This is a genomic window from Pseudomonas cremoricolorata DSM 17059 = NBRC 16634, assembly GCF_000425745.1.
GTDB classification, from domain to species: domain Bacteria; phylum Pseudomonadota; class Gammaproteobacteria; order Pseudomonadales; family Pseudomonadaceae; genus Aquipseudomonas; species Aquipseudomonas cremoricolorata.
The window spans coordinates 97,254-112,151 of the sequence record NZ_AUEA01000011.1 but is presented as its reverse complement, the minus strand read 5'-3'; the positions used below and the strand labels follow the sequence as shown (position 1 = coordinate 112,151).

The 14,898-nt window shown below is 63.7% G+C and carries 10 protein-coding genes and 1 pseudogene; 9 read left to right on the top strand and 2 right to left on the bottom strand.

The genetic code is table 11. The annotated features are described in order from the left end of the window. Nucleotides 1-344 precede the first annotated feature (344 nt). The 6 genes from betI (at nucleotide 345) to selO (ending at nucleotide 11,187) form a co-directional block, all read left to right on the top strand. On the top strand, nucleotides 345-1,010 hold the full coding sequence (gene betI, locus H618_RS0114190; protein ID WP_028695690.1) for a transcriptional regulator BetI: 666 nt from the start codon (nucleotides 345-347) through the stop codon (nucleotides 1,008-1,010). Between the two features lie 31 nt (nucleotides 1,011-1,041). After that, nucleotides 1,042-2,514 (top strand): betaine-aldehyde dehydrogenase, encoded by a 1,473-nt coding sequence (betB, locus tag H618_RS0114185; RefSeq protein ID WP_028695689.1) that lies wholly within the window; start codon nucleotides 1,042-1,044, stop codon nucleotides 2,512-2,514. A 159-nt stretch (nucleotides 2,515-2,673) separates the two neighbouring features. Next, nucleotides 2,674-4,365 (top strand): choline dehydrogenase, encoded by a 1,692-nt coding sequence (betA, locus tag H618_RS0114180; protein ID WP_028695688.1) that lies wholly within the window; start codon nucleotides 2,674-2,676, stop codon nucleotides 4,363-4,365. 172 nt (nucleotides 4,366-4,537) lie between these two features. Further along, nucleotides 4,538-6,280, top strand: coding sequence for a potassium/proton antiporter (locus tag H618_RS0114175; RefSeq protein ID WP_028695687.1), 1,743 nt, complete (start codon nucleotides 4,538-4,540; stop codon nucleotides 6,278-6,280). A 40-nt stretch (nucleotides 6,281-6,320) separates the two neighbouring features. Further along, nucleotides 6,321-9,614, top strand: a complete 3,294-nt coding sequence (gene mscK / locus H618_RS0114170) for a mechanosensitive channel MscK (RefSeq protein ID WP_028695686.1) — start codon at nucleotides 6,321-6,323, stop codon at nucleotides 9,612-9,614. 112 nt (nucleotides 9,615-9,726) lie between these two features. Further along, nucleotides 9,727-11,187: a protein adenylyltransferase SelO gene (gene selO, locus H618_RS0114165; RefSeq protein ID WP_028695685.1), complete on the top strand. Its 1,461-nt coding sequence runs from the start codon at nucleotides 9,727-9,729 to the stop codon at nucleotides 11,185-11,187. A gap of 85 nt (nucleotides 11,188-11,272) precedes the next feature. On the opposite strand, the pseudogene H618_RS21725 reads toward selO, so the two are convergent. Both H618_RS21725 and H618_RS0114155 read right to left on the bottom strand, forming a co-directional pair. Continuing rightward, a pseudogene (locus tag H618_RS21725) lies at nucleotides 11,273-11,550 on the bottom strand (helix-turn-helix domain-containing protein). Nucleotides 11,551-12,050: 500 nt separating this feature from the next. Next, nucleotides 12,051-12,821 (bottom strand): ParA family protein, encoded by a 771-nt coding sequence (locus H618_RS0114155; protein WP_028695684.1) that lies wholly within the window; start codon nucleotides 12,819-12,821, stop codon nucleotides 12,051-12,053. 314 nt (nucleotides 12,822-13,135) lie between these two features. Here H618_RS0114155 and H618_RS0114150 point away from each other — a divergent pair, with 314 nt between their 5' ends. The 3 genes from H618_RS0114150 to H618_RS0114140 are packed head-to-tail and all read left to right on the top strand — an operon-like array spanning nucleotide 13,136 to nucleotide 14,893. Next, nucleotides 13,136-13,858: a beta-ketoacyl synthase chain length factor gene (locus tag H618_RS0114150; protein ID WP_028695683.1), complete on the top strand. Its 723-nt coding sequence runs from the start codon at nucleotides 13,136-13,138 to the stop codon at nucleotides 13,856-13,858. Beyond that, on the top strand, nucleotides 13,834-14,652 hold the full coding sequence (locus H618_RS0114145) for a lysophospholipid acyltransferase family protein (protein WP_028695682.1): 819 nt from the start codon (nucleotides 13,834-13,836) through the stop codon (nucleotides 14,650-14,652). The genes H618_RS0114150 and H618_RS0114145 overlap by 25 nt, the downstream gene beginning before the upstream one ends. Next, nucleotides 14,621-14,893 carry a phosphopantetheine-binding protein gene (locus H618_RS0114140; protein WP_028695681.1) on the top strand — a complete coding sequence of 91 codons (273 nt, stop codon included), beginning with the start codon at nucleotides 14,621-14,623 and terminating at the stop codon, nucleotides 14,891-14,893. Before H618_RS0114145 ends, H618_RS0114140 begins: the two co-directional genes overlap by 32 nt. Nucleotides 14,894-14,898 lie beyond the last annotated feature (5 nt).

Here is a 14,898-nt window from a genome sequence, read left to right as displayed (position 1 = left end):
CAGGTGTTATAAAAGCACCTAAGGAAATCGTGCTCCCGAATCGAATCGTTGCAAAAAAATCAGGCTCGACCTCACTCCGAAGGCTTGCCGGGCAGTCGCTTGACCGCTCGGCGGAATCTGACTCGTGCATCGCTCATACCCGTCAACGCCTTGTATTCCGGGGGCTTCACGACTTCCTGGGGTTTCAATTCGTGCCCGCTTGAGGGGCTGAAAAGCTGTCAATGGCACAAATTGTCGCAGAGCTTATTCTTTATTGATTGAACGTTCAATCAAAACAAAATAGACTGGTCTTCGCCGAGTCAGACGCCTGTCGCCTGCTCGCCAGACCTGGAGGAGATAGCACGATGCCCAAGGTCGGTATGCAACCCATTCGCCGCCAGCAGTTGATCGAAGCCACCCTGCAAGCGGTCGATCAAGTAGGCCTGGGAGACGCCAGCATTGCGCTGATCGCCCGCCTCGCTGGGGTGTCGAACGGCATCATCAGTCACTACTTTCGGGACAAGAACGGCCTGATCGCAGCGACGATGCGCTACATCATGAACATGCTCAACGAAGGCGTGATCGCCCGGCGCCAGGCACTGACGGACACCAGCCCCCGTGCCCAGCTGCAAGTGATCATCGAGGGCAACTTCGACGCCAGCCAGGTCACCGGCCCGGCAATGAAAACCTGGCTGGCCTTCTGGGCCTCCAGCATGCACCAGCCGTCCTTGCACAGGTTGCAGCGGATCAACGACCACCGCCTGTATTCCAACCTGTGCTACCAGTTCCGTCAGGTGCTGCCGCTCGATGAGGCGCGCAGCGCCGCCCGCGGCCTGGCAGCGTTGATCGACGGCTTGTGGTTGCGCGGTGCGCTGTCGGGCGATGCCTTCGACACCGAGCAGGCGGTACGCATCGCTTACGAATACATGGATCTACAACTGGCTAAGCAGCAACGCCCGGGCAGTGATGCCCACGTGACTGAACAACCGCGCGCAGCCATTGCCCAATCGGCACAGGCGCGACGCGCATAGCCACATCAAACATTGCACTTGCGAGGACACTATGGCCCGTTTCGGAACGCAAAAACTCTACATCGATGGCGGTTACGTCGACGCCGGCAGCGATGCCACCTTCGAAGCCATCAACCCAGCGACCGGTGAAGTCCTGGCTCACGTCCAGCGGGCTACCGAAGCCGACGTCGAGCGTGCCGTAGAAAGCGCCGAGCGCGGCCAGAAGGTCTGGGCAGCGATGACGGCCATGCAGCGCTCGCGCATCCTGCGCCGCGCCGTCGACATCCTGCGCGAGCGCAACGATGAGCTGGCCATGCTGGAAACCCTCGACACCGGCAAGTCGTACTCGGAAACCCGTTACGTCGACATCGTCACCGGCGCCGACGTGCTCGAATACTACGCAGGCCTGGTGCCGGCCATCGAAGGCGAGCAGATTCCCCTGCGCGACAGCTCCTTCGTCTATACCCGCCGCGAGCCACTGGGCGTCACCGCCGGTATCGGCGCGTGGAACTACCCGATCCAGATCGCCCTGTGGAAATCCGCCCCGGCCCTGGCCGCTGGCAACGCGATGATCTTCAAGCCGTCGGAAGTCACCTCGCTGACCACCCTGAAACTGGCCGAAATCTACACCGAAGCCGGCCTGCCCGATGGCGTGTTCAACGTCCTGACCGGCAGCGGCCGTGAAGTTGGCAACTGGCTGACCGAGCACCCGCGCATCGAGAAAATCTCGTTCACCGGCGGCACCACCACCGGCAAGAAAGTCATGGCCAGCGCTTCGAGCTCGTCGCTCAAGGAAGTGACCATGGAACTGGGCGGCAAGTCGCCGCTGATCATCTGCGCCGACGCCGACCTCGATCGCGCCGCCGACATCGCCATGATGGCCAACTTCTACAGCTCCGGTCAGGTCTGCACCAACGGCACCCGCGTGTTCATCCCGGCGTCGCTGAAAGTCGAGTTCGAAGCCAAGATCGCCGAGCGCGTCGCGCGCATCCGCATCGGCAACCCGGAAGACGACAACACCAACTTCGGCCCGCTGGTCAGCTTCGCCCACATGGAAAGCGTGCTCGGCTACATCGCCAAGGGCAAAGAGCAAGGCGCCCGTGTGCTGTGCGGCGGTGAGCGTCTGACCGAAGGCGAATTCGCCAAGGGCGCCTTCGTTGCACCGACCGTGTTCACCGACTGCCGCGACGACATGACCATCGTCCAGGAAGAAATCTTCGGCCCGGTGATGAGCATTCTCAGCTACGAGACCGAGGAAGAAGTCATCCGCCGCGCCAACGACACCGAGTACGGCTTGGCCGCCGGCGTGTGCACCAACGACCTGACTCGCGCGCACCGCATCATCCACCAGCTCGAAGCCGGCATCTGCTGGATCAATGCCTGGGGCGAGTCGCCAGCCGAAATGCCGGTCGGCGGCTACAAACAGTCGGGCGTGGGCCGCGAGAACGGCGTCAGCTCCCTGGCGCAGTACACCCGGATCAAGTCGGTACAGGTCGAGCTGGGCGACTACGCCTCGGTCTTTTGAGAGGCAGCCGCTAGCCGCTAGCTACAAGCTGCAAGAAAGAGCCGGTCGGCGTTGGCCACCGGCCCTTGCAGGGATCATCCACTTGCGAGCCACGCACAAGCGCTTCCACTTGCCGCTTGTAGCTACACGCTCGCAGCTGCTTCCGGAGGAAGCCCCCCCATGGATTACGACTACATCATCGTTGGTGCCGGCTCGGCCGGTAACACGCTCGCCACACGCCTGACCGAAGACGCCAATGTCAGCGTGCTGCTGCTCGAAGCCGGTGGCCCGGACTACCGTTTCGACTTCCGTACCCAGATGCCTGCCGCGCTGGCCTTCCCGCTGCAAGGTCGTCGCTACAACTGGGCCTATGAAACCGATCCCGAGCCGCACATGGACGGGCGGCGCATGGAGTGTGGTCGCGGCAAGGGCCTGGGTGGTTCGTCGCTGATCAACGGCATGTGCTACATCCGTGGCAACGCCCTGGACTTCGATGGCTGGGCCAAGCTGCCAGGCCTGGAAGACTGGGCCTACCTCGACTGCCTGCCCTACTTCCGCAAGGCCGAAACCCGTGACATCGGCCCCAACGACTACCACGGCGGCGACGGCCCGGTCAGCGTGGCAACGCCCAAGGCCGGCAACAACCCGCTGTTCCACGCCATGGTCGAAGCCGGCGTGCAGGCCGGTTACCCGCGCACCGAAGACCTCAACGGCTACCAGCAGGAAGGCTTCGGCCCGATGGACCGCTCGGTGACCAAGAACGGCCGCCGCTCCAGCACCGCTCGCGGTTACCTGGACCAGGCCAAGAAGCGCTCGAACCTGACCATCGTCACCCATGCCCTGAGCGACCGCATTCTGTTCGAAGGCAAGCGCGCAGTGGGCGTGACCTACCTGGTCGGCGACAGCGAAGAGCGTGTCGAAGCTCGTGCGCGCAAGGAAGTGATCGTCAGCTCCGGCGCCATCGCTTCGCCGCAACTGCTGCAACGCTCGGGCGTCGGCCCGCGTGCGCTGCTGGAAAGCCTGGATATTCCAGTGGTTCACGAACTGCCGGGCGTCGGTGAAAACCTGCAGGACCACCTTGAGCTGTACCTGCAATACGCCTGCACCCAGCCGGTTTCGCTGTACCCATCGCTGCTGTGGTGGAACCAGCCGGCCATCGGTGCCGAGTGGCTGTTCAACGGCACCGGCATCGGCGCCAGCAACCAGTTCGAGGCCGGTGGTTTCATCCGCACCCGTCCTGAGTTCGACTGGCCGAACATCCAGTACCACTTCCTGCCGGTGGCGATCAATTACAACGGCTCCAACGGCGTCAAGGAACACGGCTTCCAGGCACACATGGGTTCGATGCGCTCGCCCAGCCGTGGTCGCGTGCAGGCCAAGTCGAAAGACCCGCGCCAGCACCCGAGCATCCTCTTCAACTACATGGCCACCGAGCAGGACTGGCAGGAATTCCGTGACGGCATTCGCCTGACCCGGGAAATCATGGCCCAGCCGGCGCTCGACCCATACCGTGGCCGCGAAATCAGCCCGGGCGAGCACGTGCAGACCGATGAAGAGCTGGATAAATTCATCCGCGAGCACGCCGAGACCGCGTTCCACCCATCCTGCTCGTGCAAGATGGGCGAAGACGACATGGCCGTGGTCGACAACCAGGGCCGCGTGCACGGCATGCAGGGCCTGCGTGTGGTGGATGCGTCGATCATGCCGATCATCATCACCGGCAACCTCAACGCCACGACGATCATGATCGCCGAGAAAATCGCCGACAAGATCCGCAACCGCACCCCGCTGCCACGCAGCACCGCCCAGTACTACGTCGCCAACGGCGCGCCGGTGAAGGGCAAGGCGATGCGTGAGGTGAAGCAGGGCTGATCCGCCTCAGAACCTGTGGGGCGGTTTCAGGTGCATTGGACCGCCCCCAGGGACATCAATAGAAACGCTTTACAGCCAGCCAATTCATCAGGTTAGAATCGATTGGCACGCGACCTGCTAGCTGAATCCCCGGCAGGTCGGCTTCCCCCCGCAACACCTGGAGTACACGCCTTTGGATGCAAGCACCATCAACAGCCTGTTCTTGATCGGCGCTTTGCTGGTGGGTGCAAGCATTCTGGTCAGTTCGCTGTCTTCGCGTCTGGGCATCCCGATTCTGGTCATCATTCTCGCCGTCGGCATGGTCGCCGGGGTCGATGGTGGCGGCATCATCTTCAACAACTATCCCACCGCCTACCTGGTCGGCAACCTCGCGCTGGCAGTGATTCTGCTCGACGGCGGGCTGCGCACGCGGGTGGCGAGTTTCCGCGTGGCGCTATGGCCGGCGCTGTCGCTGGCAACCGTCGGGGTACTGATCACCACGGCGCTGACCGGCATGGTCGCCGCCTGGCTATTCGACCTGAGCCTGATCCAGGGCCTGCTGATCGGCGCCATCGTCGGCTCCACCGACGCCGCAGCGGTGTTCTCGCTGCTGGGCGGCAAGGGCCTCAACGAGCGGGTCACCGCCACCCTGGAGATCGAATCGGGCAGCAACGACCCGATGGCGGTGTTCCTCACCGTGACCCTGATCGACATGATCGCCAGCAACCAGACCGGCCTGCACTGGGGCTTGCTCGGCCACCTGCTGCGTGAATTCGGCATCGGCGGCCTGCTCGGCCTGGGCGGCGGCTGGCTGATGCTGCAAATGGTCAATCGCATCAACCTGGCCAGCGGGCTGTACCCGATCCTGGTGGTCGCCGGTGGCCTGGTGGTGTTCTCCCTGACCAACGCCCTGCACGGCAGCGGCTTCCTCGCCGTGTACCTGTGTGGCCTGGTGCTGGGCAACCGGCCAATCCGCAGCCGCCACGGCATTCTGCACATGCTCGACGGCATGGCCTGGCTGGCGCAGATCGGCATGTTCCTGGTGCTCGGTCTGCTGGTCACCCCGCACGACCTGCTGCCGATCGCCGTTCCGGCACTGGCCCTGGCGCTGTGGATGATCGTGGTCGCACGGCCGCTGTCGGTGTTCGCCGCGCTGCTGCCGTTCAAGGCATTCCACACCCGCGAAAAAGGCTTCATCGCCTGGGTGGGGCTGCGCGGTGCGGTGCCGATCATTCTGGCGGTGTTCCCGTTGATGGCCGGGCTGCCGCAAGCGCAGCTGTTCTTCAACCTGGCGTTCTTCATCGTGCTGATTTCGCTGCTGGTGCAGGGCACCAGCCTGCCGTGGATGGCCAAGTTGCTGAAGGTCACCGTACCGCCTGATCCATCGCCGATTTCCCGCTCGGCGCTGGAGGTCAACATCACCAGCGAGTGGGAGCTGTTCGTCTACCGCCTGGGCGCGGAAAAGTGGTGCATCGGCGCCGCCCTGCGTGAGCTGAAAATGCCGGAAGGCACGCGTATCGCAGCGCTGTTCCGCGGCGAACAACTGCTCCACCCGTCGGGCAGCACCGTGCTGCAGGTCGACGACATGCTCTGCGTGATCGGCCACGAACACGATCTGCCGGCGCTGGGCAAACTGTTCAGCCAGGCGCCACACCGCGGCCTCGATCTGCGCTTTTTCGGCGACTTCGTGCTCGAAGGCGACGCCGAGCTGGGCGCCGTGGCAGCGCTGTACGGCCTCAAGCTCGACGGCCTGGACAGCAAGATGCCGCTGGCCCAGTTCATTCGGCAGAAGGTCGGTGGCGCGCCGGTGGTGGGCGACCAGATCGAATGGCACAGCACGCTGTGGACCATCGCCCTGATGGAGGGGAACAAGATCATGAAAGTCGGCGTCAGATTCCCCGAAGGGGCTCGCCCAGGACCTGGGTTGTTCCTCTAAACTCGTTTATCGCCTCGCGGTTCCATCAAGAAGTCTGCCTATGTTCCTCCGTGCCTTGCGCACAGCCCTGCTCGGGCTGTGCCTGTCCCTATCGCTGGTGGTGGTGGCAGCCGAAGCCCCCGGCACCGCCAGCGTGCAAGAAAGCCTCGACAAGATCGCCGACCGCAAGCTGCCCGAGGCCGATCAGAAGGCCTTGCAGCAACTGCTGGAAAAAACCCTGTCGTGGCTCGACAGCCGGGATGACAACCAGCAAAAGCTCGAAGCGCTGAAGCAGCAGCTGAGCGATGCGCCCAGGGAAATCCGCGACAGCCAGCAGGAACTGGCCAAGCTCAAGGACAGCAAAGCGGCTCCGGTCGCCGAACGCTACGCCAGCCTCAGCGTGGCCCAGCTCGAACAGATGCTCAGCGAACGCAGCACCCAGCAGGGCGACCTGCAAAAGGCGCTGTCGGAAGCCAATAGCCTGATCATCAATTCGCAGACCCGCCCAGAGCGGGCGCAGGCCGAGATCAGCAACAGCCAGAACCGCACCCAGCAGATCAACAGCACCCTCAAGCAGGGCAAGGACAACGGCAAGACCCTCAGCGCCGATCAACGCAACCAGCTCAATGCCGAGCTGGCCTCGCTCGCCGCGCTGACCCAGCTGCGCCGCCAGGAACTGGCCGGCAATGGCCTGCTGCAAGACCTCGGCAACGCCCGCCACGACCTGCTGATCGAAAAGGCCACGCGCCAGGAGCAGGAAATCCAAGACCTGCAAACGCTGATCAACAGCAAGCGCCTGGCGCAGTCGCAGCAGACCGTCACCCAGCAATCGCTGGAGGCGCAGAAGGCCGGCGGCAGCACGCTGCTGGCCAGCGAGAGCGCGGCCAACCTCGAACTTTCTGACTACCTGCTCAAGAGCACTGACCGCCTCAACGAGCTGACCCAGCAGAACCTGCGCGCGCGCCAGCAGCTCGACAGCGTGACCCAGGCCGACCAGGCCCTCGACGAGCAGATCAACGTGCTCAAGGGCAGCCTGCTGCTGTCGAAGATTCTCTATCAGCAGAAGCAGGCACTGCCGCACCTGAAACTCGACCGCGACCTGGCCGACCAGATCGCCGACATTCGCCTGTACCAGTTCGAGGTCAACCAGCAGCGCGAACAGATGAGCACGCCCAGCGCCTACGTCGACAAGCTGCTGGCCGAGCGACCCGAGCAGGACGTCACCCCGGCCCTGCGCAAAGCCCTGCTGGAAGTGGCGATCACCCGCAGCGATCTGCTCGAGCGACTCAACCGCGAGCTGTCGTCGCTGCTCAATGAATCGATCACCCTGCAGCTGAACCAGAAGCAACTGCTCAGCACCGCGCAGAACCTGCGCACCACCCTCGAAGAGCAGATGTTCTGGATTCCCAGCAACAAGGCCATCGACCTGGAGTGGCTGCGCTACGCGCCAGAGCGCTTCGTCGAGCAGATCGCCGGACTGCCGTGGGTCTCGGGCATTACCGAGCTGGCCGATGGCCTGGCCCAGCACCCGCTGCTGTTCCTGCCACTGCTGCTGGTGATCGGCGGCCTGCTGTGGCGCCGCACCTACCTGTACGAGCGAATCAACGACATCCACCAGGACATTGGCCACTTCAAGCGCGACAGCCAGTGGCACACGCCCAACGCGATCCTGATCAACATTCTTCTGGCCATGCCGCTCAGCCTGGGCCTGGCGCTGTGCAGCTACGCCTTGCAGATCGATGCCCGCGGGCAGAACGCCAACCTCGGCGCGGCGCTGTGGCAACTGGCCCAGGCCTGGCTGGTGTTCTACACCGCCTACCGGATTCTTTCCCCAGGCGGCGTCGCCGAGGTGCATTTCCGTTGGCACAAGCCGCAGGTGCAGTTCCTGCGCGGCTGGGTGCGCCGGCTGGGCACCGTGGTGCTGGCGCTGGTCGGCGTGGTGGCGGTGGCCGAGCACCAGCCTTCGGCGCTGGCCGACGATGTATTCGGCATCGCCGTGGTGCTCACCTGCTACGCGCTGATGGCGCTGCTGCTGAGCCGGCTGCTTTTGAGCAGCCCGGCGCACCGCGACACCTCGCTGTTTCGCAAGGCCGTGGGGGTGGCGTTCACCGCGCTGCCCATCGCCTTGTTCGTGGCGGTGTGCTTCGGCTACTACTACACCGCGCTCAAGCTCACCGACCGCCTGATCTACACCTTGTACCTGCTGCTGTTCTGGCTGGTCATCGAGGCTGCGTTCATGCGCGGGCTGTCGGTGGCGGCGCGGCGCCTGGCCTATCAACGGGCGATCAGCAAACGCCAGGCGAACAAGGAAGGGCTTGAAGGTGAAGTGGTCATCGAAGAGCCGACTCTGGACATCGAGCAGGTCAACCAGCAGTCGCTGCGGCTGATTCGCCTGGCGCTGCTCGGCGGCTTCCTCGCGGGGCTGTACTGGGTCTGGTCGGACCTGCTCAGCGTGTTCTCCTACCTGAACAACTTCACCCTCTACGAGTACACCAGCGGCACCGGTGCGGCGGCGAGCATGGTGCCGATCAGCCTGGGCGACCTGCTCGGTGCGCTGGTAATCGCCGGTATCACCGTCGCCCTGGCCAGCAACCTGCCAGGCCTTCTGGAAGTGCTGGTGCTGTCGCGCCTGAATCTGGCCCAGGGCAGCGCCTATGCCATTACCACGCTGCTGTCGTACGTCATCGCCGGGGTCGGTATCGTCAGCACCCTGGCGACCCTTGGGGTCAGTTGGGACAAGCTGCAATGGCTGGTGGCCGCGCTGTCGCTGGGTCTGGGTTTCGGCATGCAGGAGATCTTCGCCAACTTCATTTCCGGCATCATGATCCTGTTCGAGCGCCCAGTGCGTATCGGCGACACCATCACCATCGGCAACCTGTCGGGCACGGTGAGCAAGATCCGCATCCGCGCCACCACCATCACCGACTTCGACCGCAAGGACATCATCGTCCCCAACAAGACCTTCATCACCGGCCAGTTGATCAACTGGTCGCTGACCGACACCATCACCCGCGTCACCCTCAAGCTCGGCATCGACTACGGCTCGGACCTCGACCTGGTGCGCGAACTGCTGCTCAAGGGCGCCCATGAAAACCCACGGGTGCTCAAAGACCCGGAGCCGCTTGTGTACTTCCTCAATTTCGGCGAAACCCTGGAGCACGAACTGCGCATGCACGTACGCGACCTGGGCGACCGCAACCCGACGCTCGATGAGGTCAACCGCTACATCGACCGCGCCTTCAAGGAACACGGCATCAAGATTTCCGTGCGCCAGGTCGAGGTGTTCCTGATGGATGCCAAGGGGGGGCGGCAGCAGATGATTGGGGTGGAGTCGCCGCAATCCCCACTCCCGTAGGAGCGGACGGTCCGTCGCTGCGGCAAGTCGCGACCGTCTGGATTGGGCGTGCTTTGCACGCCAGCGCGAGTAAACTCGCCCCTACAGTCCATCGCGAGTTGATCCCATGCCTGTGAAAGCCCTCGACCAACTGCACTTCGACACCCGCTTCGCTCGCCTGGGCGATGCCTTTGCCGTCGAAGTTCTGCCTGACCCCATCGACGAGCCACGTCTGGTGGTGGCAAGCCCGGCAGCCATGGCGCTGCTCGATCTCGACCCGGCGCAGGCCGAACTGCCGGTCTTCACTGAGCTGTTCAGCGGGCACAAGCTGTGGGAGGGCGCCGAGCCGCGGGCGATGGTGTATTCCGGGCATCAGTTCGGCGGCTACACGCCGCGCCTGGGCGATGGTCGCGGCCTGTTGCTGGGCGAGGTGATCAACCAGGCCGGCGAGCATTGGGACTTGCACCTCAAGGGCGCTGGGCAGACGCCGTTCTCGCGCATGGGCGATGGCCGCGCGGTGCTGCGTTCATCGATTCGCGAGTTCCTCGGCTCCGAGGCGTTGCACGCGCTGGGCATTCCCAGTAGCCGGGCGCTGTGCGTGATCGGCTCGAGCACAGTGGTCTGGCGCGAACGCCAGGAGCGCGCCGCCATGCTCGTGCGCCTGGCCCAGAGCCATGTGCGCTTCGGCCATTTCGAATATTTCTACTACACCAAGCAGCCCGAGCAGGCTCAGCAATTGCTCGACTATGTGCTCGCGCACCACTACCCCGACTGCCGCGAAGCCGAAGCGCCTTACCTGGCCATGTTCCGCAGCACCGTCGAGCGCAATGCCGAACTCATCGCCCGCTGGCAGGCCTATGGCTTCTGCCACGGCGTGATGAACACCGACAACATGTCGATCCTGGGCATCACCTTCGATTTTGGCCCCTACGCGTTTCTCGATGACTTCGACGCCAACTTCATCTGCAACCATTCCGACGACCGTGGCCGCTACAGCTACAGCAACCAAGTGCCGGTGGCGCACTGGAACCTCAGCGCGCTGGCCCAGGCATTGACCCCTTTCATCGCAGTCGATGATCTCAAAGCCGCACTGGAGCTGTTCCTGCCGCTGTACCAGGCGCACTACCTCGACCTGATGCGCCGCCGCCTGGGCCTGACCACGGCCGAAGACGACGACCTGGCGCTGGTCGAGCAACTGCTGCAGTGCATGCAGCGCGGCGCGGTGGACTACACGCTGTTTTTCCGTCACCTGGGCGAGCAGCCGCTGGACGCGGCCTTGCAGGTGGTGCGCGACGACTTCATCGACCTCGCCGCCTTCGACCAGTGGAGCGAACGCTACCGCGCCCGCTGCGCCCGCGAGCCGAACAACGCACAAGGCCGCCGCGAGCGCATGCACGCGGTCAACCCGCTGTACATCCTGCGCAACTATCTGGCGCAACAGGCCATCGAAGCGGCCGAAGCCGGCGACTACAGCAAAGTCCGCGAACTGCACCAGGTGCTCAGCCGCCCTTTCGAAGAGCAGCCGGGCATGCAGGCCTATGCCGAACGCCCACCGGAGTGGGGCAAGCATCTGGAGATCAGCTGTTCGTCGTGATGTTCAACGGCGCGCCAGATCGGCGCGCCGTGGTTGCAGGGGTGGATGCAGAGGCGGGTTAGCGGGGTAGGCCGAACGGTTGTGCTCACGCTCCGGCCAGTAGCGATTTGTAGGGAATACGAAGTCCCTCGTGCAGACGCTTGATCATGCTCAGACTCAGGATTGAAGACCTCAGACACCCGCCCGCTCAACTGGATCTGCCGGCGGGATTGGGTAATGCGTGGATTCGTAGACCTCGATCAGCGTCACCAGAGTCTCCATCTCATCGGCTTGCGGCGTTCCTGGCCCGGCCTGAAAAATACTCTCCAACCGTTGGAGGGCCAGCTTCAGACCATCGTCATTACGAATGGGCTTAACATTCATTGATTGTCTCCACATCTACCTTGCTCTCCATTTCCCCGGTTTCATCGCAGTCGATCCGAGACCGGCCTTTCATAGCTCCAAGCCCCAAGCTTGAGATCCTCAACGAAAAAGTAACCACGACCCTTCAGGTTTCGCTGAAACATCAAAAGCCTTGGAGAAGATATTTTTACACCAAGCGTCCAGGCGCCACCGACCGCGACTGTAGCCGGCCGGAGCGTAGGTGCTCGAAGGGGCGTGCGCGCAGCGCACCCGAGGCGCAGCCGAGGACGCGAGGTGTTAGGGTTGCGCAGCAACCCTTGCCCGCGCAGCCCCGTAGAGCACCGGAGCGCAGGGGACCCGGAACGGAGCGAAGCGCAGTGCAGGGCCGGCTAGTGGAGCATGGGGGTTTTGCCTACTTTTGTCCCCCGTCAAAAGTAGGTCGCCGCCAGGCGAAACCGGGCCTGAAAACCCAAATGGCACTTACAGATTTACCGCCATCCCAGCCAAAAACTCTACAACCACTAGGCCCGCTCCAGCACATCATGCAACTCCACGAACTGCTGACTCAGCTTGTGCTTCGGATCGAGGTGGATCAGCGGCAGGTTGGCGTGGTGGGATTCGCGCATCTTCACCGAGCTGGCGAGGTACACCGGCAGGACCGGCAGGCCTTCGGCGATCAGTTCGTCGAGCATCTGCTGCGGCAGGCTGGCGCGGGACTGGAACTGGTTGACCACGATGCCTTCGACCTCGAGCGCCGGGTTATGGTCTTCCTTGAGCTCTTCGATTTCCGCCAGCAGGCCGTACAGGGCCTGGCGCGAGAAGCTGTCGCAGTCGAATGGAATCAGCACCCGGTCGGCACCGATCAAGGCCGACACGGCGTAGAAGTTCAGTGCCGGCGGGGTGTCGATGTAGATGCGTTCGTAGTCTTCGTCGAGGCTGTCGAGCAGTTTGCGCAGCTTGTTGATCTTGTGTTTCGCCTCGAGCTTGGGCTGCAGATCGGCCAGCTCGGCACTGGCGGTGATCACGTGCAGGTTGTCGAATGGCGTCTCGAAGATATCGATCTTGTTCTTCTTCGCCACCGGCCCCCCGGCCAGGCTCTGCTTGAAGAAATCGGCGATGCCCACGGGAATGTCGTCGCCCGTGAGGCCGGTGAGGTACTGGGTGGAGTTGGCCTGGGCATCGAGGTCGATCAGCAGCGTTCGATAGCCTTCGTTGGCGCTGACCGCCGCCAGGTTGCAGGCGATGCTGGACTTGCCGACGCCGCCTTTCTGATTGAACACCACGCGCCGCATGTGAGACCTCCGTCTGTGATCGAACAGCGAGTATGTGGTGGCCTCTGTTGCATTACCAGTGTCGGTCAATGGGAAAAAATCCCAGATGCAAGTGAATTCCGCGCGCCATCCGTCGGAAAACGCCTACAAAAACTTCAACTTTTGGCACTAGCCACCGGGTCTAGAGTCTGATGGCGATTATGTAACCAGTATTTGCTAGACACCCTCGTCACCGGGATAATGCGCGCCACTCATCAATGCGCCAACCCTGTCAGGTCGTTGTTCCGAGTCATCCCCACGGCAAGGAAGTCCCTGAGGCGGGAAGTATATAAATCGTGATCACCTTCGATATCAGCCAATGGCGTGCCTGGGCCCCCGGCCTACAGACGCCTGACCAATGGCAGCGTTGGGCGGTGGGCGAAACAGTCAGTGCCGAGGCCGATGCGGCGCCCGATGTTTCCTTCCTGCCGGCCTTGCAGCGTCGTCGCCTCAGCCACCTGGCGCGCATGGCCTTCGCCGTGGGCTGGCCGCTGGCCGAAGGGTTGCAGGCGCTGCCGCTGGTGTTCGTCTCACGCCATGGGGAAACGCCGCGCACGTTCTCGATCCTCTGCGAACTGGCAGAAGGTCAGCCGTTGTCACCGACCCAGTTCAGCCTCTCGGTGCATAACGCGGTGATTGGCCTGTGGTCGATCATGCGCGGCGAAACCAGCGAGATGACCGCTTTGGCCGCTGCCGGCGATGGTTTCGAACAAGGCCTGCTGGAAGCCGCCGGGCTGCTGCACGATGGCGCTGCGGCGGTGTTGCTGATCGTTGCCGAAGAGCAGCCACCCGAGGCCTACCGCCCGCGTATCGACGACGTGCCCTTCGCCTATGCCCTGGGCTTGTTGATCACCCCCGGCGAGCAATGGCAACTGCGCCCAAGCGCAGCCCCTGCCAGCGCCGTCAGCGGCCAGACGACGCCCCACGCCCTGAGCTGGCTGCGCGCATCGCTGACCCGCCAGGCCACCCTCACCCACACCTGGAAGCAGCGCACATGGACCTGGCAGCGACAGCCGTGAAGCGCTCGCGAAATGCCTACTACTGGCGGCTGCTGGCCACCGCCCTGAGCTTTTGCCTGTTCGGTCTTGGCGGGCTGGGCCTGCGCCTGGTGGTCTTCCCCCTACTGGCGTGCCTGCCGGGCGACGCCGAGCGCCACCGTCAGCGGGCGCGGCAGACCATCGGCTGGCTGTTCTGGTGCTTCGTGCGCTTCATGCGCGGCTGTGGCGTGCTCACCTACCAGATCGATGGCGCCGAGCGCCTCGGCCGACCGGGTCAGGTGATCATCGCCAACCACCCTTCGCTGATCGATGTGGTGTTTCTGCTCGGCCTGGTGCGCCATGCCAACTGCGTGGTCAAGCACAGTCTGTTCAGCAACCCGTTCACCCGCGCGCCGCTGCGCGAGGCGCAGTACATCCGCAACGATGGCAGCATGGAAATGCTCGACGCCGCTGTGGCCGCGCTGCAACAAGGCCAGGCGCTGATCATCTTCCCCGAAGGCACGCGCACCCCGCCCGGGCAGACGCCCACCTTCCACCGTGGTGCGGCGGCCATCGCCCTGCGCGGCGCGCGCGTCATCACCCCGGTGACCATCAGCGTCAGCCCCACCACGCTGACCAAGAACGAACCCTGGTACCGCATTCCGCCGCGCCGCGTGCAGTTTCGCCTGCGCGTGGGCGAGGACATCGACCCACACGCCTTCGCGGCCCTCGGCCCGGCGCCGCAGGCGTCGCGCAAACTCAACGATTTTCTGCACCAGCACTACATCAAGGAGCTCGCCGACCATGAGCGAAGCACAGCAAGACCTCAACCGTGACCTCAAGCAACTGATCATCGACGCACTGGGCCTGGAAGACATCAGCGTGCACGACATCGATGACCAGCAGACCCTGTTCGGCGAGGGCCTGGGCCTGGACTCGGTGGATGCGCTGGAGCTGGGGCTGGCGATCCAGAAACGCTACGGCATCAAGATCGACGCCGATGCCAAGGACACCCGTAGCCATTTCGCCAACGTCGCCAGCCTGGCGGCGTTCGTCACTGCCCGTCAGGCCGCCTGAGACCG